11 protein-coding genes and 3 pseudogenes are annotated in these 15,714 nt (G+C 52.8%); 3 read left to right on the top strand and 11 right to left on the bottom strand.

What is annotated here, in order from left to right; translation table 11 throughout:
• Positions 1–79, top strand: a 79-nt coding sequence (locus BFF42_RS25255) for an IS1 family transposase (RefSeq protein ID WP_001401901.1), incomplete at its 5' end; no start/stop codon positions are given.
• 17 nt (positions 80–96) lie between these two features.
• Positions 97–287, top strand: a pseudogene (locus BFF42_RS25250) (IS4 family transposase); the annotation flags it as partial.
• Between the two features lie 91 nt (positions 288–378).
• Here the strand turns inward: BFF42_RS25250 and mukB are convergent.
• The 4 genes and pseudogenes from mukB to cmoM all read right to left on the bottom strand — a co-directional run bounded on the left by mukB (position 379) and on the right by cmoM (position 7,627).
• Positions 379–4,839, bottom strand: a complete 4,461-nt coding sequence (mukB, locus tag BFF42_RS25245; RefSeq protein WP_039059439.1) for a chromosome partition protein MukB — start codon at positions 4,837–4,839, stop codon at positions 379–381.
• Positions 4,839–5,542, bottom strand: a pseudogene (mukE, locus tag BFF42_RS25240) (chromosome partition protein MukE). Before mukE ends, mukB begins: the two are co-directional and overlap by 1 nt.
• Positions 5,523–6,845 carry a chromosome partition protein MukF gene (mukF, locus tag BFF42_RS25235; protein WP_001288841.1) on the bottom strand — a complete coding sequence of 441 codons (1,323 nt, stop codon included), beginning with the start codon at positions 6,843–6,845 and terminating at the stop codon, positions 5,523–5,525. The pseudogene mukE and the gene mukF overlap by 20 nt, the downstream one beginning before the upstream one ends.
• Entirely contained in the window at positions 6,842–7,627 is a 786-nt protein-coding gene (cmoM, locus tag BFF42_RS25230) for a tRNA uridine 5-oxyacetic acid(34) methyltransferase CmoM (protein WP_001298300.1), read from the bottom strand. The genes mukF and cmoM overlap by 4 nt, the downstream gene beginning before the upstream one ends.
• 135 nt (positions 7,628–7,762) lie before the next feature.
• Between cmoM and elyC the strand changes: the two genes are divergently transcribed.
• Positions 7,763–8,542 (top strand): envelope biogenesis factor ElyC, encoded by a 780-nt coding sequence (gene elyC, locus BFF42_RS25225; protein WP_000899574.1) that lies wholly within the window; start codon positions 7,763–7,765, stop codon positions 8,540–8,542.
• Here the strand turns inward: elyC and BFF42_RS25220 are convergent.
• From BFF42_RS25220 to BFF42_RS25190, 7 genes and pseudogenes are all read right to left on the bottom strand, one after another.
• Complete coding sequence (locus BFF42_RS25220; RefSeq protein WP_000436922.1) at positions 8,519–9,412, bottom strand: YcbJ family phosphotransferase; 894 nt, start codon at positions 9,410–9,412, stop codon at positions 8,519–8,521. The two genes, elyC and BFF42_RS25220, sit on opposite strands and share 24 nt — an antisense overlap.
• Positions 9,413–9,565: 153 nt before the next feature.
• The gene (gene kdsB / locus BFF42_RS25215) at positions 9,566–10,312 is read right to left on the bottom strand and encodes a 3-deoxy-manno-octulosonate cytidylyltransferase (protein ID WP_000011601.1); all 747 of its coding nucleotides are present in this window, start codon (positions 10,310–10,312) and stop codon (positions 9,566–9,568) included.
• Complete coding sequence (gene ycaR, locus BFF42_RS25210; protein ID WP_000350058.1) at positions 10,309–10,491, bottom strand: protein YcaR; 183 nt, start codon at positions 10,489–10,491, stop codon at positions 10,309–10,311. Before ycaR ends, kdsB begins: the two co-directional genes overlap by 4 nt.
• A gap of 51 nt (positions 10,492–10,542) precedes the next feature.
• Positions 10,543–11,775 (bottom strand): crosslink repair DNA glycosylase YcaQ, encoded by a 1,233-nt coding sequence (gene ycaQ, locus BFF42_RS25205; protein ID WP_000056557.1) that lies wholly within the window; start codon positions 11,773–11,775, stop codon positions 10,543–10,545.
• Positions 11,776–11,811: 36 nt separating this feature from the next.
• The gene (lpxK, locus tag BFF42_RS25200; protein WP_000570560.1) at positions 11,812–12,798 is read right to left on the bottom strand and encodes a tetraacyldisaccharide 4'-kinase; all 987 of its coding nucleotides are present in this window, start codon (positions 12,796–12,798) and stop codon (positions 11,812–11,814) included.
• On the bottom strand, positions 12,795–14,543 hold the full coding sequence (msbA, locus tag BFF42_RS25195; RefSeq protein ID WP_000551270.1) for a lipid A ABC transporter ATP-binding protein/permease MsbA: 1,749 nt from the start codon (positions 14,541–14,543) through the stop codon (positions 12,795–12,797). The genes lpxK and msbA overlap by 4 nt, the downstream gene beginning before the upstream one ends.
• 36 nt (positions 14,544–14,579) lie before the next feature.
• Positions 14,580–15,614: pseudogene (locus tag BFF42_RS25190) on the bottom strand (DNA internalization-related competence protein ComEC/Rec2); the annotation flags it as partial.
• Positions 15,615–15,714: the final 100 nt, after the last annotated feature.

The following is a 15,714-nucleotide window of genomic DNA, read 5'->3' as shown; positions in this document are numbered from 1 at the left end:
GTCACTGTCGTTCTCAAAATCGGTGGAGCTGCATGACAAGGTCATCGGGCATTATCTGAACATAAAACACTATCAGTAAGTTGGAGTCATTACCGAATGGTGATGAGAATGCTGATGACATTGCAGGGCGCTTCACCGGGACGTATACCGGAGCTGATGCGCGATCTTGCAAGTATGGGACAACTTGTGAAATTACCGACGAGAAGGGGAAGGGCCTTCCGAGAGTGGTAAAGGAGAGGCCCTGGAAATACCCCACAGCCCCGAAAAAGAGCCAGTCAGTTGCTTAACTGACTGGCATTACGCCGTTATGTGCCATTTTTTTAGTGCAGAAACGGAGTTTTCGGAAAAAGAAAAGGCGGCATTGCTGCCGCCTTAATTTTAACTCGCCTGAGAAGGCGCTTCGTCAGTTCCTGGAAGCGTTTCAGGGAGTTGCGGCGCAAATCCTCGCAGGCCGACGACATGAACATGTTCGGTATTCTGGAAGACTTTACGCACCAGTTTATAGGTGGTGCCTTTCTCCGGGCTGATATTTTCCGGCGCTGCGATGATGAGCTGCATTTGTAAACGCTCACACAATTCAAACAGCGTGGCGATAGAACGAGCATCCAGTCGCGCTGCTTCATCGAGGAACAGCAGACGGCAAGGAGAGATATCTTTACCGCGCAGGCGGCGAGATTCATCTTCCCAGCTTTGTACCACCATCACCAGAATCGACATACCGGTACCAATCGCCTCACCGGTCGACAATGCACCAGACTCTGCGCGCAACCAACCATCGGAACCACGGTTAACCTCAACTTCCATTTCCAGATAGTTGCGGTAATCCAGCAGTTCTTCGCCAATGGTCTGCGGCGTGCGCTGCCCCATATCAATCTGCGGATTAAGACGCTGATACAATTTCGCCAACGCTTCCGAGAAGGTCAGACGGTTGCTGTTAAACAGATCCTGATGCTGCTCGTGCTGTTCAGAGAGCACATCCAGCAGCATGGCGTGCGTTTCACGCACGTTCACGTTGAGGCGCACGCTGTTCACCTGACCAAACGATACGTTCTGCAACCCCTGGTTGAGCATACGGATACGGTTCTGCTCGCGCTGAATGGTTTTGCGAATGATGTTCGCCACGCTGCGGGAACTGATCACCAGTTTCTGTTCACGGGAGGTTAATTCTTCGGTCAGACGGCTAAGTTCGATCTCCATCTGTTCGATAGCTTCCACCGGATCATCGGTACGAATAATATCCTGACGAATACGTTCACGCAGATGCTGATAAGCCGCCACGAAGAACTGAATTTTACGCTCCGGACGTTTCGGATCTTCCGACATGCGCAGCACGTCGCGCAGATGTTCGTTATCCGCCACCGCCAGACGCAGCGCACCCAATGCCTTATCCGACATAGAGCGCAAATCATCAGCGGAGAGATAAGCCAGCTCACGACGGTGTAAGCGGCGCTCAACGCCGTTATCTTTCACCATGCGCATCACCGCACACCAGCCCGCTTTGGCGGTCACTACCTGCTCGCGCATCTCAAAGTAATCCCGCTCCAGCTTGCGCAGTTTGCGGGTCAGGTTGTCCATCTCCGCTTCGCAGAAGGTAAGCGCTTTTTCCAGTTGATTGCGGCGTGAACGGTTATTGCTCAGTTGCGCATGCAGCTCGTCACGGCGAATACGCGCCCGCTCTTCTGCCCCGCTATCAGCACGCACGCCGATATCCTGCAATTCACGTTGCAGATCGTTGAGTAGATCTTTTTTGGTGTCGTAAGAACTTTTCAGCGAAGCCAGCACCTGGTTGTACTGACTCAACTGCGCTGCGTGACCGCGCAACGCTTCGCGAGCGCGGGTACGCTCCGCTTCCGCCTGTTCCAGACGTTCACGCAGTTTTTCGTTGAGATCGCTGTTACCGCTAAGCATTTCTGCCGAGTCAGAGTAGCTAAAGTGCGCACGACGCTGCACCACTTCCGTCAGGGCAAACGCCTGCTGACGGGCATCGCGCTGCATCTGTTGAGAGTACGCGTAATCTTCTTTTAACTGTTCGAACTGTTCCGGGTCGCTCTGCAATACCGAAACGATCGGTTCCAGTTTCGCCAGTTGATTGCCAAACTGCTGAACAAAACGCGCGGCTTCCTGGGCTTCATCCAGACGTTCGCGGATTTCATCGACGCGATCCGCCAGGCTATCATCAGCCAACAGGTTGAGACGCGGCAGAATGCGGTTCAGCGCCGTAACGCCCTCTTTCGCCTGCTCAAACTGAATACGCTGCTGCTGGTTATCATTTTCATGATTACTTAACGCCCGCTCCAGTTCGACGCGACGGCTGTTCAGTTGACGGATTTCTGCTTCCGGGTCAGACTCAAACACAACCGCCAGATGACTGCCGATAAAGCGGCTGAACGCCTGATGCAGACGCTGAGTTTTCTGTACATCAAAGGAGAGCGTGGCGAAGCGTTCGGAAAGCACTTCACGCTCGGCATGGAGGCTTTCAATACGGCTTTCACGCGCAGCACGACCAAACAGCGGCACTTCCGGGAAACGTGAATAACGCCACTGACGATCGGCGATTTTCACCACTACCGCTTTTTCCAGCTCATCAACGCTGAACACGCTGTCATCGAATGACTGCGGATCTCCTTCGATCAGATAGAGATCTTCCGGGCAATCGGTCAAGCCATCCAGGTGTTCAGTTACCTGTGACAGATCTGGCACCACGATGGCGTGGCGTGACGGGCCATACAGCGCTGAGAAGTACGGCGCATCTTCCAGGCTAACGTCGTCATAAATTTCTGACAGCAGCACACCACCAAAACGCTCCGCCAGCGCGTTCAGACGCTGATCTTCAGAGCCGCCAGGCTGGCTTAAACGTTCGATCTCTTCATCGACGGCGTTTTTGCGCGCGCCCACTTCATCGCGTTCAACAATCGCCTCTCGCTCACGCTCCAGCAACTGTTGCAGATATTCGGTGACGTCCTGGCTGGAGGTAAACTCTTCGCCGCACTGTTCGCTCAACTGGTTGAGACTGTTTTGCGCTGCCAGCCAAACCGGCGCACGCTGCATCAAACTCTGAATGCGAGACTGCAGCTGTTCCTGCTCCTGGCGCAGTGCCATGCGCTCTTCACGGGCGTTAGACACGCTATCGGAAAGAGAGGCAATGCGTGCTTCCAGTTCCTGATGCAGGGCTTCCAGTTCGTCGATATCAAAATTCTTGCCCTGACGTTTGCAGAAATCTGCCAGCAGACGCTCAGCTTCTTGCTGCTCGCGTAGACGCTGTTCCAGTTCGCTTAATCGCATCCGCAGCGGCTGAACCTGCTCTGCCAGGTGACGCTGATCGACCCCTTCGCGCAATAGTTCGCGAGCGACATCCCACGCCTCGTTACGCGCCAGTGGGCCGTTGATTGCCACCACCAGCTGATAAGCCTGCTCAAACTGGCTGTGCGCGGTTTGCGCCATGCTCATTTTCTGCTCAAGAGAGAGCATTTTTTCAGTCGCTTCCAGCTCTTTCGCCTGGAAGGTTTCCAGCCATTCGGCGGCGCTGTCGGCGGTTAAGTCCGGCAGATGGCACAGTTCTTTGGCACGATTAAGCGCAGCAATCGCCTGGTTATACTGGATCGCGCGCGTTTGCTGGACGTCCAGCGCCTGCTGGTAGTCAGCAAGCTGGCTTTTCAGCTCGTCCACTTCCAGTTCGGCAGCTTCCGCGCGAGCCTCGTTCTCTTCCTGGCGTTCGATGGCTTCTGCCACCACTTCGTTTTGCTCTTCCAGACGGATCTGCAGCTCATCGAGATCCGCTTCGTAGCGTTCGATCTTCTCCTGCTGACGCAGTGCGGTTTGCACCAAGTTCAGGTGATCGCTGGCCGCCTGATAATCCGCTTCCAGATCGCCTTCGGCACCGTTGTGCTCTGCCAGCTCACGCGCCATATCGACGTGTTTGTACTGCTCAGCCGCCAGTTGCTGACGCGAAGTATGTAACTCGCGACGAAACTCCAGGGCTTTGTCGAGATGGACACGGCGCTCGTTGGCGTGACGCATGTAGTCCGCCGCCACGTAGTTGGTAGCTTCGCTGATCAGATGCTTAAACAGGTCACGGTCCGACTGGGTGACACGAATCGCTTCCAGCGTCATGCGGTTTTCACGCAGCGCCGCTTCCATGTCCTGGAACGCTTTACGCACGCCGCTGTTTTCCGGCAACAGGTAGTCGCGCAGAGAACGGGTAATGGCACTGGAGATCCCGCCATACAGCGAAGCTTCGATCAGACGATAGAATTTGCTACGGTCAGATGCGGAGCGCAGACGACGCGCGATGATGCCCAGATCGAACATCAGCGAGTGGTAATCGGTAATGGAGTTGAACTGTTTAAACTGCACGCCTTCCATCGCCTCGAGCTTGTCTTTCAGCTCGTTAAGCGGCAGCACGCGCGCCTGGCGTTCGTTCAGGGTTTCGGTCACCAGCTGTGTCGGCTGCACCGACATCGGCAGTCCCTGAATGGCAAATGGTTTGATATCCACTTTACGATCGCGTCCGGCAACCTGTTGCAGACGCACACCGACCACCACGCGCTGGTGGCGCGAGTTAATGGTGTCGAGCATCGAATAACAGACACCCGCTTTCAGCTTACCGTGCAGACCTTTATCGCGCGAACCGCTGGTGGCCCCGGCTTCCGTAGTGTTACGGAAATGCAGCAGGGTCAGGTCGGGGATCAGCGCCGTAACGAACGCCGCCATGGTGGTGGATTTACCCGCCCCGTTACCGCCAGAAAGCGTCGTGACCAGCTCGTCAAGGTCAAAAGTTCGGGCAAAAAAGCCGTTCCAGTTAATCAGCGTCAGTGAGCGAAATTTACCGCGTTCAATCATTATTCTTCCTCTCCGCTATCTGGCTGATTCTCTTCGGTTTCATCGTTGAGTTGCAGATGATTTTCAATCGGCATTGCTTCGCCATCACGAATCAGGCGACGCTGTGCTTCACGGGGATCGTCGCCAGCACGCACATCGGCTCCGAAGCGGAACACCGATTCGGTAATGCGAAACTTGCTGCTGTCGTGGCCCATAAACCACACCATGCCTAAACGACGCAGACGGTTGAGCGAAGAACGTACTTCTCCTGCAACTTCTGACGGTCAACGTCTGAACCGGTTGAACGGTTGTTCACCAGTTTCAGCAGTTTTGCTTCATCGGCCAGGGTGAGCAGTTCGTCGTACAGTTCCTGCTGGGTGAAAATCCCCTCATTCGCCAGCCGTTCCGGGCTGAGATAGAGATAACAGAGGATTTTCCCGACCATCATATCCAGTTCCGACAAGACGGAACGCGGGATAAGAGTGGTGGAACGTGGGCGTAAATAGAAGAACCCTTCCGGTGCGCGAATAAGCTCAACGTTATAACGCGCGTAAAACTCTTCCAGATATTCCTGAAAATCCATCAGGAATGCATGATTATCCAGTTCGTCGAGGCCAATATGGCGGCCTGAACGTAAGGCGCTGTCCAGCGCCGGAAATAACGGATTCGCCAGCGCCTGCGCCAGCTTAACCGGCATCACTTGTTCAATATTTGTCGATGACATGCGCCTGTACCTTGGCTCCGTAATCATTAATCGGCTGCCATTTCGCTGGCAGTCCGGTGAAATCTGCTTGCGCTACGCCAAGACGTACCGCCTGATCAATAACAATACGCGCAACGTCAAAGTGACGTGCACGCGGATACTGTGACAGATATTCGCGTACCACCAGACCAAGATCCAGCGGCACTTGTCTGGTTTTGTACACGGCAAGTTGTTCTTCGATGATCGCCGCCAGCTGTTCGCGGATCTCGTTAAACTCTTCGTATTCCAGATCCTCAGGAAGTTCCCCAGTCACTTCTTCATCGCGCAGTGCCATCTCTTCGTCACGCATATCCAGCAGACGATCGGCATTGGCATAAGTTAGCGCCCACGGCTCATCAAAATAGGTTTGTACCGACTGACGTAACCGCTGAGCAAAGACGCGGTTTTTATCCATATCGATCGCGGTACGAATAAATTTGTGTACGTGGCGGTCGTAGCCAATCCACAAGTCGATGGATTGCTGGCCCCAACTGATAATACGATCGAGTTTGCTCTGCAGATCGAACACCAGACGATCGACGAAATGCAGATCGTCATGGGGCATCGTCGCATCCTGAATGCGCAACAGATTAGCCTGCAATTTGTCGCCTGCCGCTTCCAGCGTATCCTGCAATTCACGCAGCGTTCCGGAAGTTTCCGAAAGCAACAATTCACAGCTGGAAATCGCCGCCCGCCAGTCTTTGTTCAGCAACTGGGCGATATCGTCCTTCACCTGCTGCTGCTGTTCGTCCATCAGACGTTGCGTCAGGTCGATACTGTCGAAAATTTCTGCTACCGAATATTTCAGTGGCGCATAGACATTACGGTGCCAGTGAAATTCATCACCGCCCTCTTCGGCGGCATCTGCTGCGCGTTTGAGCTCACCCGCCACAATCGACAACTGCATAGAAAGACGCAGCGTAGAAAACTCGCGCTGACGGATGTAGTAGTCAGTAATGCCGATGCCGAGCGGCGTCAGACGGTAAATTGCGTTCCCTTCCGCCTGCTCGCTGGTAAAGCGGTTCAGCAGACGTTGACGCACCATGTCGTTGATCGCGTTATTGGCGCGCACGCCGATGGTTTCGCTGGTTTGCTCAAACGCATCACTCACATGGCGGAATGCATCCACCAGCTCGCCTTCACTCATCTCACCATCCAGACGCTCGCCGTTCAGCGTGGCAACCGCCAGCAGAAAAGAGAGTCGGTCTACCGGCAGCGAGATGGAGAAGTCATTTTTTCTGGCCCAGGCAACCAGTTCGGGGACTGTCTGGGAAAATTCACTCATACTTTATCCTTGCTCTGCGGTTTGCGCGCGGTGACATGAATATAACGCCCCAGGGTAATATACGGTTCCTGACGGCAATAACGCGTTTCTAATTCAAGTAATGCTTCATAGCAGTCGCGCTGCTGGTGCTTCTCGCGCAGATAATCATGAAACACGCGAACGCCTGTCTTACCCATAATTTGCCAACCAGCTTCTTCCAGCCACAGATAAACCTGCGCCGGGTCGCGTGGATAATCTGGCGAAAGCGTCCGTTTTTTCTTTTTCGGCATTCCCGCCTGCACGTAATCAAAATTCCCGGCGACCATGTTATGCATCAACAAACCATGCGCATTGTAGAACATTAACGACAACACGCCGCCTGGACGCAACACTGACCACAGGGTCTGCAATACACTGCGGGGATCGGCCACCCACTCGAGCACCGCATGGAACAATATCAGATCAACGGGCGTTTCCAAATGCGAAGCAACATCCTGAGCGGCGCAATGTATAAATTGCATGTTGTCGCTCACACCTTTTGCTTCTGCCGCCTGTTTTGCGCGGTCGATCATCTGCGCAGAAAGATCGCATAAAATGACCTGATGCCCACGCTCGGCCATTTTGATTGCGGTCTGCCCTTCTCCACCGCCAGCATCCAGCACACGCAGTTTTTGCGGGCCCATTTCCGCCAGCACGCGATCGAGATCCTGCCACAGAATAGCCTGTCGAAGCTGCCCTTTGGTGGTGCCGTAAATGTTACGGGAAAACTTTTCCGCAATATCATCAAAATTGCGATCCTGCATTGCTTTCTCCACCGGTTGGCTAAGACGTTTTCTGATAAAGACGCTATTTTGTCACAGCCACGGCGAGAATGAACCCGTCTGGTGTAATATCGCTGGCGATCCCTTGCTATATGGTTAAAAAAGGAACCAGAAAGGATGCTTTTTACACTGAAAAAAGTGATTGGCAATATGTTGCTGCCACTTCCGCTGATGTTGTTAATTATTGGCGCTGGCCTGGCGCTGCTGTGGTTTAGCCGTTTTCAAAAAACCGCGAAGATTTTTATTAGCATTGGGTGGCTGGCACTCTTGTTATTGAGTTTGCAACCGGTAGCCGACCGCCTGCTGCGTCCCATCGAAAGCACCTATCCGACATGGAATAATTCGCAAAAAGTGGACTATATCGTGGTGCTCGGAGGTGGTTATACCTGGAACCCGCAGTGGGCACCGAGCTCTAATTTAATCAATAACAGTCTGCCACGCCTGAATGAAGGTATTCGCTTATGGCGCGAAAATCCGGGATCAAAACTGATCTTCACGGGAGGCGTAGCAAAAACCAATACGGTGAGTACAGCGGAAGTAGGTGCCAGAGTTGCGCAATCGCTGGGCGTGCCGCGCGAGCAAATTATCACCCTGGATTTGCCAAAAGATACCGAAGAAGAAGCTGCGGCAGTGAAACAGGCGATTGGTGACGCCCCTTTCCTGCTGGTGACCTCCGCATCACATCTGCCGCGGGCGATGATCTTTTTTCAGCAGGAAGGGTTAAATCCGCTACCAGCCCCGGCGAATCAGTTGGCCATCGACTCGCCGCTTAATCCGTGGGAACGGGCAATCCCTTCTCCGGTCTGGCTGATGCATAGCGATCGTGTTGGCTATGAAACGCTTGGCCGCATCTGGCAGTGGCTGAAAGGTCCGTCAGGCGAGCCACGGCAAGAGTGATTTTGATGCCAGATCGAAGTTGCGCCGACTAAATCGTCCGGTATTAACCAGTTGCGCAACTTCATCCCATAACACATACAACCAACGCCGCCAGATGAACGACTCCGCCACTGGCGCGCGTTGCAGGTAACTCCAGAGCAAATCTTCCGCCAGAGAATTATCCATTAGTCGGAACAGTTCGTATTCTCGCGGTGCCCAAAGCATTAGTCCCGGCCCGACCATCGCCAGTAACTGATCGCTGCGCGAATCTTTCAGCATGCTGCGTAAACAGAAGTTACCGTGAATCAACACACAATTGTCGTTAAAGCCTTCAAATAATGCCGGGAGACATTCGCGAGTGCGAAACAGGATCCGCTTATCCTGCATCGTCAGACCGGTGTTATTGAACTGATTGAGCGTGGTCCATAGCACTTCAACATGTTGCCGGTACCATGAGGGCCAGAAATTTTCCTGAGTATTGTCGACCGCGCCGACGCAACCGCGACTGTCCTGACGGTGCCAGGCCAGTAAGGCTTCAACGATTTGGTCTTTGAGCTGTTCCCAGCGTTCTGGTGTTCGGGCTGGTGCCTCCACCGAAACACCACGCATCCGCTCCAGTAGCAGGACATCAGGGCCGGGGTGTTCTTCATGCGTCATCACACCATAAATAGTCGGCATACGGACAGTCCCACTTCTTGCCAGCATGGTGGTTTTCCATGCCAGTTGTCGGGCTTTTCCGGGCGTACTAAAGCTTCTTGCCATTAACGGCATTGGGTTTCCCTGGCTGTCATACAAAGCCCACAACGCCGTATCCGCTTTTTCATTGACGCACTCAATACGACTGAGTTTTTCGCCCAGTAAATGGCTTAATTCGGCACGCAGCTGTTCCATTCAGATTACCCTCATAAAAGCTACTGCTTTCATAATGAGCGCCAATATAAAAGATGTCACCTGAATGAGATCAATTGTTGAAAAGAAAAATTGAGGAAAATCGTAACGGTACGACACTCCTCCCAAAATTGGCTGAAGTGTCGTGAAGTGAAATTAGCGCATTTCAGCGCGAACGCGCTCAAGATCTTCAGGGGTATCCACACCTGTGCCAGGAACTTCCTGAGCAACAGCAACATGGATTTTTTCGCCGTACCACAGAACACGAAGCTGCTCTAACATTTCGATGTGTTCTAACGGACTTGCCTGCCAGTTGACGTAACGACGGATAAAGCCTGCACGGTAGCCATAAATGCCAAGATGACGCAGGAAGTTATCGCCAACGGTTTCAAGGCCTTCTGCAAAACGATCACGATCCCAAGGAATGGTGGCGCGTGAGAAGTACAGTGCATACCCTTCAGCGTCGAGAACCACTTTCACCGCATTCGGGTTAAACGCTTCTTCCGCATTGTGGATTGGCACCGCCAGAGTCGCCATACCCACCTGACGCTGAGCGAGGTTATCAGCAACCTGACGAATGATTGTCGCAGGGATCATCGGTTCATCACCCTGCACATTAACGATCACCGTGTCGTCGCTGAATGCGCATTTTTCGACAACTTCCGCCAGACGTTCTGTTCCTGACTGATGATCGGCGCGCGTCATACATACTTCACCGCCAGCGGCTTCAACGGCGCGGGCAACATCCTCATGATCGGTTGCCACGATGATGCGCTCGGCACCTGATTCACGCGCGCGTTCAAGAACATGAACAATCATGGGTTTGCCGTTAATATCAACCAATGGTTTACCGGGCAGACGCGTGGACGCGTAGCGCGCGGGAATAATGACCACAAAACTCATGATTTACTCTCATCAGCAGTCAGCACGCGGGCTTCCGTTTCCAGCAACACTGGAATGCCATCGCGGAGCGGGAAAGCCAGGTTATCCAGTTTGCAAATAAGCTCTTGTTTTTCCTGGTTATACCAAAGTTTTCCGTTGCAAACCGGGCAGGCAATGATTTCAAGCAAACGATGATCCATAGTTCCTCCAGATGGATCGGGTTATGAATGCATAAATCTTATCATAATCATTTATGCGACGGGGTCTATTTCCCAGCCAGTGCGGCAATCAGTAAAGAGACCTTGCGGGCAGCGTCCTAATGTCACCCGCGTTGCCTGCTGCCAGCTCGCGAAATCAGTAATCGCCTGACGTAACCCTTTTTGCAGCATTGTCGTTGGTTTAATGCCTTCCTGTAACCACAGAGAGATAACTTCAAGGATGCCTGTCTGGCGATGCATTTTGGCATCCATTCGCCCAACTAATTGCCCACGATGTAATAATGGCAGAACAAAATAGCCATACTGGCGTTTCGGCGCTGGGGTATAGCACTCCAGCCGGTAGCTAAAATCAAAAAGCTGCTCTGCGCGTTTGCGATCCCAGACAACAGGATCAAAAGGCGAAAGTACCGCGCTGTGCGTTGCAGTGAGCTTTCCGGCCAGCGCACGCTCGAGTAGCGGCAGCAAATCAGCATGCAGCCAAAGATTGCCCAATTTTTCAACATGCACAGCAATGATTTGCTGCTGTTCAGCCCTCGCTTCGCGCCACGCCGCCAGTGCCGGACGTTTCAGCCGATAGTAATCTGCCAGCCACTGTTCGCGGAATATTCCCAGGCTACGCGCACTGTTATCCAGCATGATGATTTCTGCTTCTGTTTGCGAAACGAGATCGCGCTCATCATCCCAGTCAGGCATGACACGGTGGGTTAAATCATAAACGCGCTGGAAGTTGCGCCGTTCAATCACCATCACCTTTCCGGCAGTAAATAAACCTTCCAGATGCCGTTTATGCGGCTTCCATTCCCACCAGCCGCTTGCACCTTTACGAGGATGCTCAAAATCGGCTGAACGTACCGGCCCCTTATCATGAATATGCTGAATTAACTGTGCAATTTCCGCCTCATGTTCCTGCATCCAGGCGTCTTTGTATTTCCAGCCCATTTTTTCAGGTGCCAGCATGCGGTGGCGAATAAGACGAAAGTCGCTACGCGGCATAAAGCAGGCTTCATGCGCCCAGTATTCCATTAATTCGCCACGCGCCAGAGACTCATCCAGCCACTGGGCAGGATAATTTCCCAGACGACTGAAAAGCACCAGATATGGACTACGGGCAACAATATTGATGGTATCGATTTGCAGCAAGGACATGCTGGAGATCGTTGCCGGAATATCCTCCAACGACGCTCGACGGCGGGGTTTGTTTAACAGGCCTTGTGCGGCAAGGTGAAGATTACGCGCATCAGCAAGGGAGAGGTGCGGCAGCGACATTCATGACTCCATCAATCGAACGCTGCCGCGGCGTAACTAGTTGCCAGAAGCCAGCGAGGTTAGTTGCGTAAGCAGTTTCGCTGGTTCATCACCTGAAAGCTGTGCGTCTACAGGCAAATACCACCAATTTTCTTCTGCAAAGGCCCGGCATTTCACCGCATCTTTTTCAGTCATTACCAGCGTTTGCCCGGCGCTTACCAACGCACTGACATCCGCATGGTTCAAAGACTGATGATCGGCCAGCGGTACACATTTTTCCGGTTGTACGCCACACATCTTCAGCGTGGCAAAAAAGCGCGGCGGATGCCCAATCCCCGCCATCGCCACTACATGTTCAAGCTGAGCAACGTCACAACGCGTACCGGTACGTAAATTCACCGCCTGACCCGGCAGCAGATGCATGGGGATTTCACCGCTGCGAGGGACACCGCCGTTGACGATTACCGCATCAACCGACTTTAAGCGCCCCGCTCGCTCACGCATTGGCCCCGCCGGCAACCACCAGCCATTGCCAAAGCGACGCACACCATCAATAACGACAATTTCCACATCACGCGCCAGACGGTAATGCTGTAAACCGTCGTCGGTTACGATGATCTGCACATCAGGGTGTTGCGCCAGAATGGCTTTTACCGCATCAGAACGAACGGGAGAAACCGCAACAGGCGCATCAGTGCGTTGATAAATCAACACAGGTTCATCACCCGCCTGTGCTGTTGTGGTATCTGCCGACAATAACAGCGGATAAGATTCAGCCTTACTACCATATCCCCGCGATACGACCCCCACGCGAATACCGCGCTGTTGCAACTGTTCCACCAGCCAGACAACGACCGGGGTTTTTCCGTTGCCGCCTGCGGTGAGATTACCAACCACGACAACCGGTACGGGGGCACGCCAGGCGCGCTTCAGTTTTAGTTTATAGCAAAGACGGATCGCGCCACTCACCAGGCCATACAACCAGGAGAGTGGCAGCAATAGCCGCCACAAAGGGGATTCACCAGACCAGATTTTTTCGATCATTGGCCAAACTGCATTTTGTGAAGTTGCGCGTAAACGCCGCGGTGCTCAAGCAAATCGTTATGCGTACCGCGTTCCACAATGACGCCATCCTCGACGACCACGATTTCGTCTGCCTTTTCAATGGTAGACAAGCGGTGGGCAATCACCAGAGAGGTACGGTTTTTCTGCAACTCATCCAGTGCCGCCTGAATCGCACGTTCGGATTCGGTATCCAGAGCCGAGGTAGCTTCATCCAGAATCAGAATCGGGCTATCACGCAGCAAGGCTCGAGCGATAGCAATACGCTGACGCTGACCGCCAGAGAGCAGCACGCCGTTTTCACCAATCACTGTATCGAGACCGTTATCCATCTTATTGATGAAGTCCATGGCGTAGGCCATACGCGCCGCTTCTTCAATTTGCTCACGGCTGTACTGTTCAGTCCGTGCGTAAGCAATGTTGTTAGCAACCGTATCGTTAAACAGATGGACATTCTGCGACACCAGAGCAACCTGGTTACGTAACGACGCCAGGGTATACTCGCGCAGATCGTGACCATCCATCAGGATTTCGCCTTCATCAATATCGTAAAAACGAGTGATCAGGCTGGCGATGGTTGATTTACCTGAACCAGAGCGTCCAACCAGAGCAACCGTCTTCCCTGCCGGAATTTTCAGGTTGATGTTACGCAATGCAGGTACGTCACGTCCCGGATAAGTAAAGGTGACATTGCGGAATTCCACGTCGCCAGTCGCACGCTCGATCACGCGCTTACCTTCGTCTTTCTCCTGCTCACTGTCCAGAATGGTAAACAGCGTCTGACAAGCCGCCATACCGCGCTGGAACTGGGCGTTAACGTTGGTCAGTGATTTCAGCGGACGCATCAGTGCAATCATTGAAGAGAAAACAACGGTAATCGTACCGGCAGTCAGGCTATCCATGACACTTGGGAAGCTCGCCGCATACAGAACAAACGCCAGCGCCAAAGAGGCGATCAGCTGAATGATCGGATCAGAGATGGAAGAGGCTGAAACCATTTTCATCCCCTGAAGACGCATTCGGTTGCTGACTTTATCAAAGCGTTTCGTTTCCACTTCCTGACCACCGAAAATCAATACTTCTTTGTGGCCCTTCAGCATTTGTTCGGCGCTGGTGGTCACCTGCCCCATGGTGTTCTGCATGTTTTTACTGATGTTGCGAAAACGCTTCGATACTACGCGAATCGCAATCGAAACAATCGGTGCCAGCACAATCAAAATGATCGACAGTTGCCAACTGTAATAGAACATCATGATGAACAGGCCGATGATTGACGCACCTTCACGCACAACCGTTATCAGTGCGCCGGAAGAAGAAGAAGCAACCTGTTCGGAATCGTAGGTGATACGTGACAACAGCGTCCCCGTTGACTGTTTGTCAAAAAATGAAACCGGCATTCCCATCATGTGACCAAACAGGCGGCGACGCATGGTCATTACCACCTTTCCTGATACCCAGGAGATACAGTAGCTGGAGACATAGCTGGTGATACCACGTAAAATCATCAGCCCGATCACCACCAGCGGCATCCACACCAGCACGGAGCGATCTGTTTTACCAAAGCCATCATCAAGAAGTGGCTTAAGGAGCGATAACATGAAGGTATCGCTGGCTGCGTTGAGGATTAACGCTACGCCCGCCACGATCAGACCCGCTTTAAAAGGCGCAATGGTTGGCCACAGTCGGCGGAACGTCTGCCACGTAGAGAGATCTTTGTCGTTATGCATTCAAAAAACCAGCATTTGTTGAAATAGCCGCATATTCTACCCGTTATCCACTGGCACGCCAAACCACTGATGATACCAACGAGGTAAAATTTGCTCTCTGAGGCTGCTAATCCGCCAGCCTTGCGCTGAAAAATTGACCGTCACTTGACCCTGATGTGGAGTATCAAGCCATTGATATCCTTGCTGTTGATAGCGATGCTTAACTTTATTAGAGGGCAATCGCCATGCGTTATAGCGCGATGCCGATGCGAGTGCCACTTTTCCATTCACTCGCTGAATTAATGGCAACGATGATGAGGTATTACTGCCATGGTGAGGTACCTGAAGCAATGTTGTCTGCACTTGCTGCCAGTAACGGCTTAGCATCTTTTGTTCAGCGGGGACTTCAATATCACCGGTTAGAAGAATGCTATTCGTCCCGTCATAAACCTTAACCACACAGGAATGGTTATTTCCTTTATCGTTGCTAGCTTGTAAAGGCCAGTGCACGCTGAAACGCAATCCTTGCCATTGCCACGCTTCGCCACGCACACAGGGCTGATGATGTTCCCAGTTTAACGGACTTCTGATCCATAACATCGGCCATGTGTGCAATATTGAGTCCAGCCCTCCCCGGTGATCCAGATGTTCATGACTCAGAATAACGCCTTCCGGTTCAAGATTATGCCAGTGGAGCCAGGGGATAATCAGTTGTTGCCCACTATCCCCTTCGGGCCAGGCCAGTCCTGTGTCATAGAGAATCGCTTTGCCGTTTCTGGCTATCACCATTGCCAGCCCTTGCCCGACATCAAGCATGTACACCTGCCACTCGTCAGGTCGAGGTTTTTGCCACAGCGGCCAGCACATCAGCAAGCCTACAGCCACACACATTGCTGGCAACGTTCGCCAGACGTTTAATCGCCATACCACCAGTAAGAACCATGGGGAAAATGATAGCCATTGCCAACGTTCAGCAATGTTGATCCACCCTTCTGGCAAACTCTTTAACCCCCAGAAAAGTAAAGCCAAAGACCGGTCGGCAAGAAACCATAACCCTTGCTCCAGGATTAACGGCCCGCTTAAATGCACAACCGTAAGCGTGCAGCAAGAACCGTATTGACGGGGATGTGTTATTCAGTCGGCAGTGCTACGCGCCAGGGGAGCAGTTCGCCGACCCGGTTTATCGGCCAGT

Origin of the sequence: Shigella sp. FC1661, from assembly GCF_001712525.1 — a bacterium.
GTDB lineage: Bacteria > Pseudomonadota > Gammaproteobacteria > Enterobacterales > Enterobacteriaceae > Escherichia > Escherichia coli.
The sequence above is the reverse complement of the archived record's forward strand: the minus strand, read 5'-3'. Positions and strand labels throughout refer to the sequence as shown.

Coding starts and splice junctions, on each gene's coding strand:
- BFF42_RS25220 (WP_000436922.1), bottom strand. CDS start 9,412: ATGGAACAGCTGCGTGCCGAATTAAGCCATTTACTGGGCGAAAAACTC.
- mukB (WP_039059439.1), bottom strand. CDS start 4,839: ATGATTGAACGCGGTAAATTTCGCTCACTGACGCTGATTAACTGGAAC.
- cmoM (WP_001298300.1), bottom strand. CDS start 7,627: ATGCAGGATCGCAATTTTGATGATATTGCGGAAAAGTTTTCCCGTAAC.
- elyC (WP_000899574.1), top strand. CDS start 7,763: ATGCTTTTTACACTGAAAAAAGTGATTGGCAATATGTTGCTGCCACTT.
- ycaQ (WP_000056557.1), bottom strand. CDS start 11,775: ATGTCGCTGCCGCACCTCTCCCTTGCTGATGCGCGTAATCTTCACCTT.
- lpxK (WP_000570560.1), bottom strand. CDS start 12,798: ATGATCGAAAAAATCTGGTCTGGTGAATCCCCTTTGTGGCGGCTATTG.
- ycaR (WP_000350058.1), bottom strand. CDS start 10,491: ATGGATCATCGTTTGCTTGAAATCATTGCCTGCCCGGTTTGCAACGGA.
- mukF (WP_001288841.1), bottom strand. CDS start 6,845: ATGAGTGAATTTTCCCAGACAGTCCCCGAACTGGTTGCCTGGGCCAGA.
- msbA (WP_000551270.1), bottom strand. CDS start 14,543: ATGCATAACGACAAAGATCTCTCTACGTGGCAGACGTTCCGCCGACTG.
- kdsB (WP_000011601.1), bottom strand. CDS start 10,312: ATGAGTTTTGTGGTCATTATTCCCGCGCGCTACGCGTCCACGCGTCTG.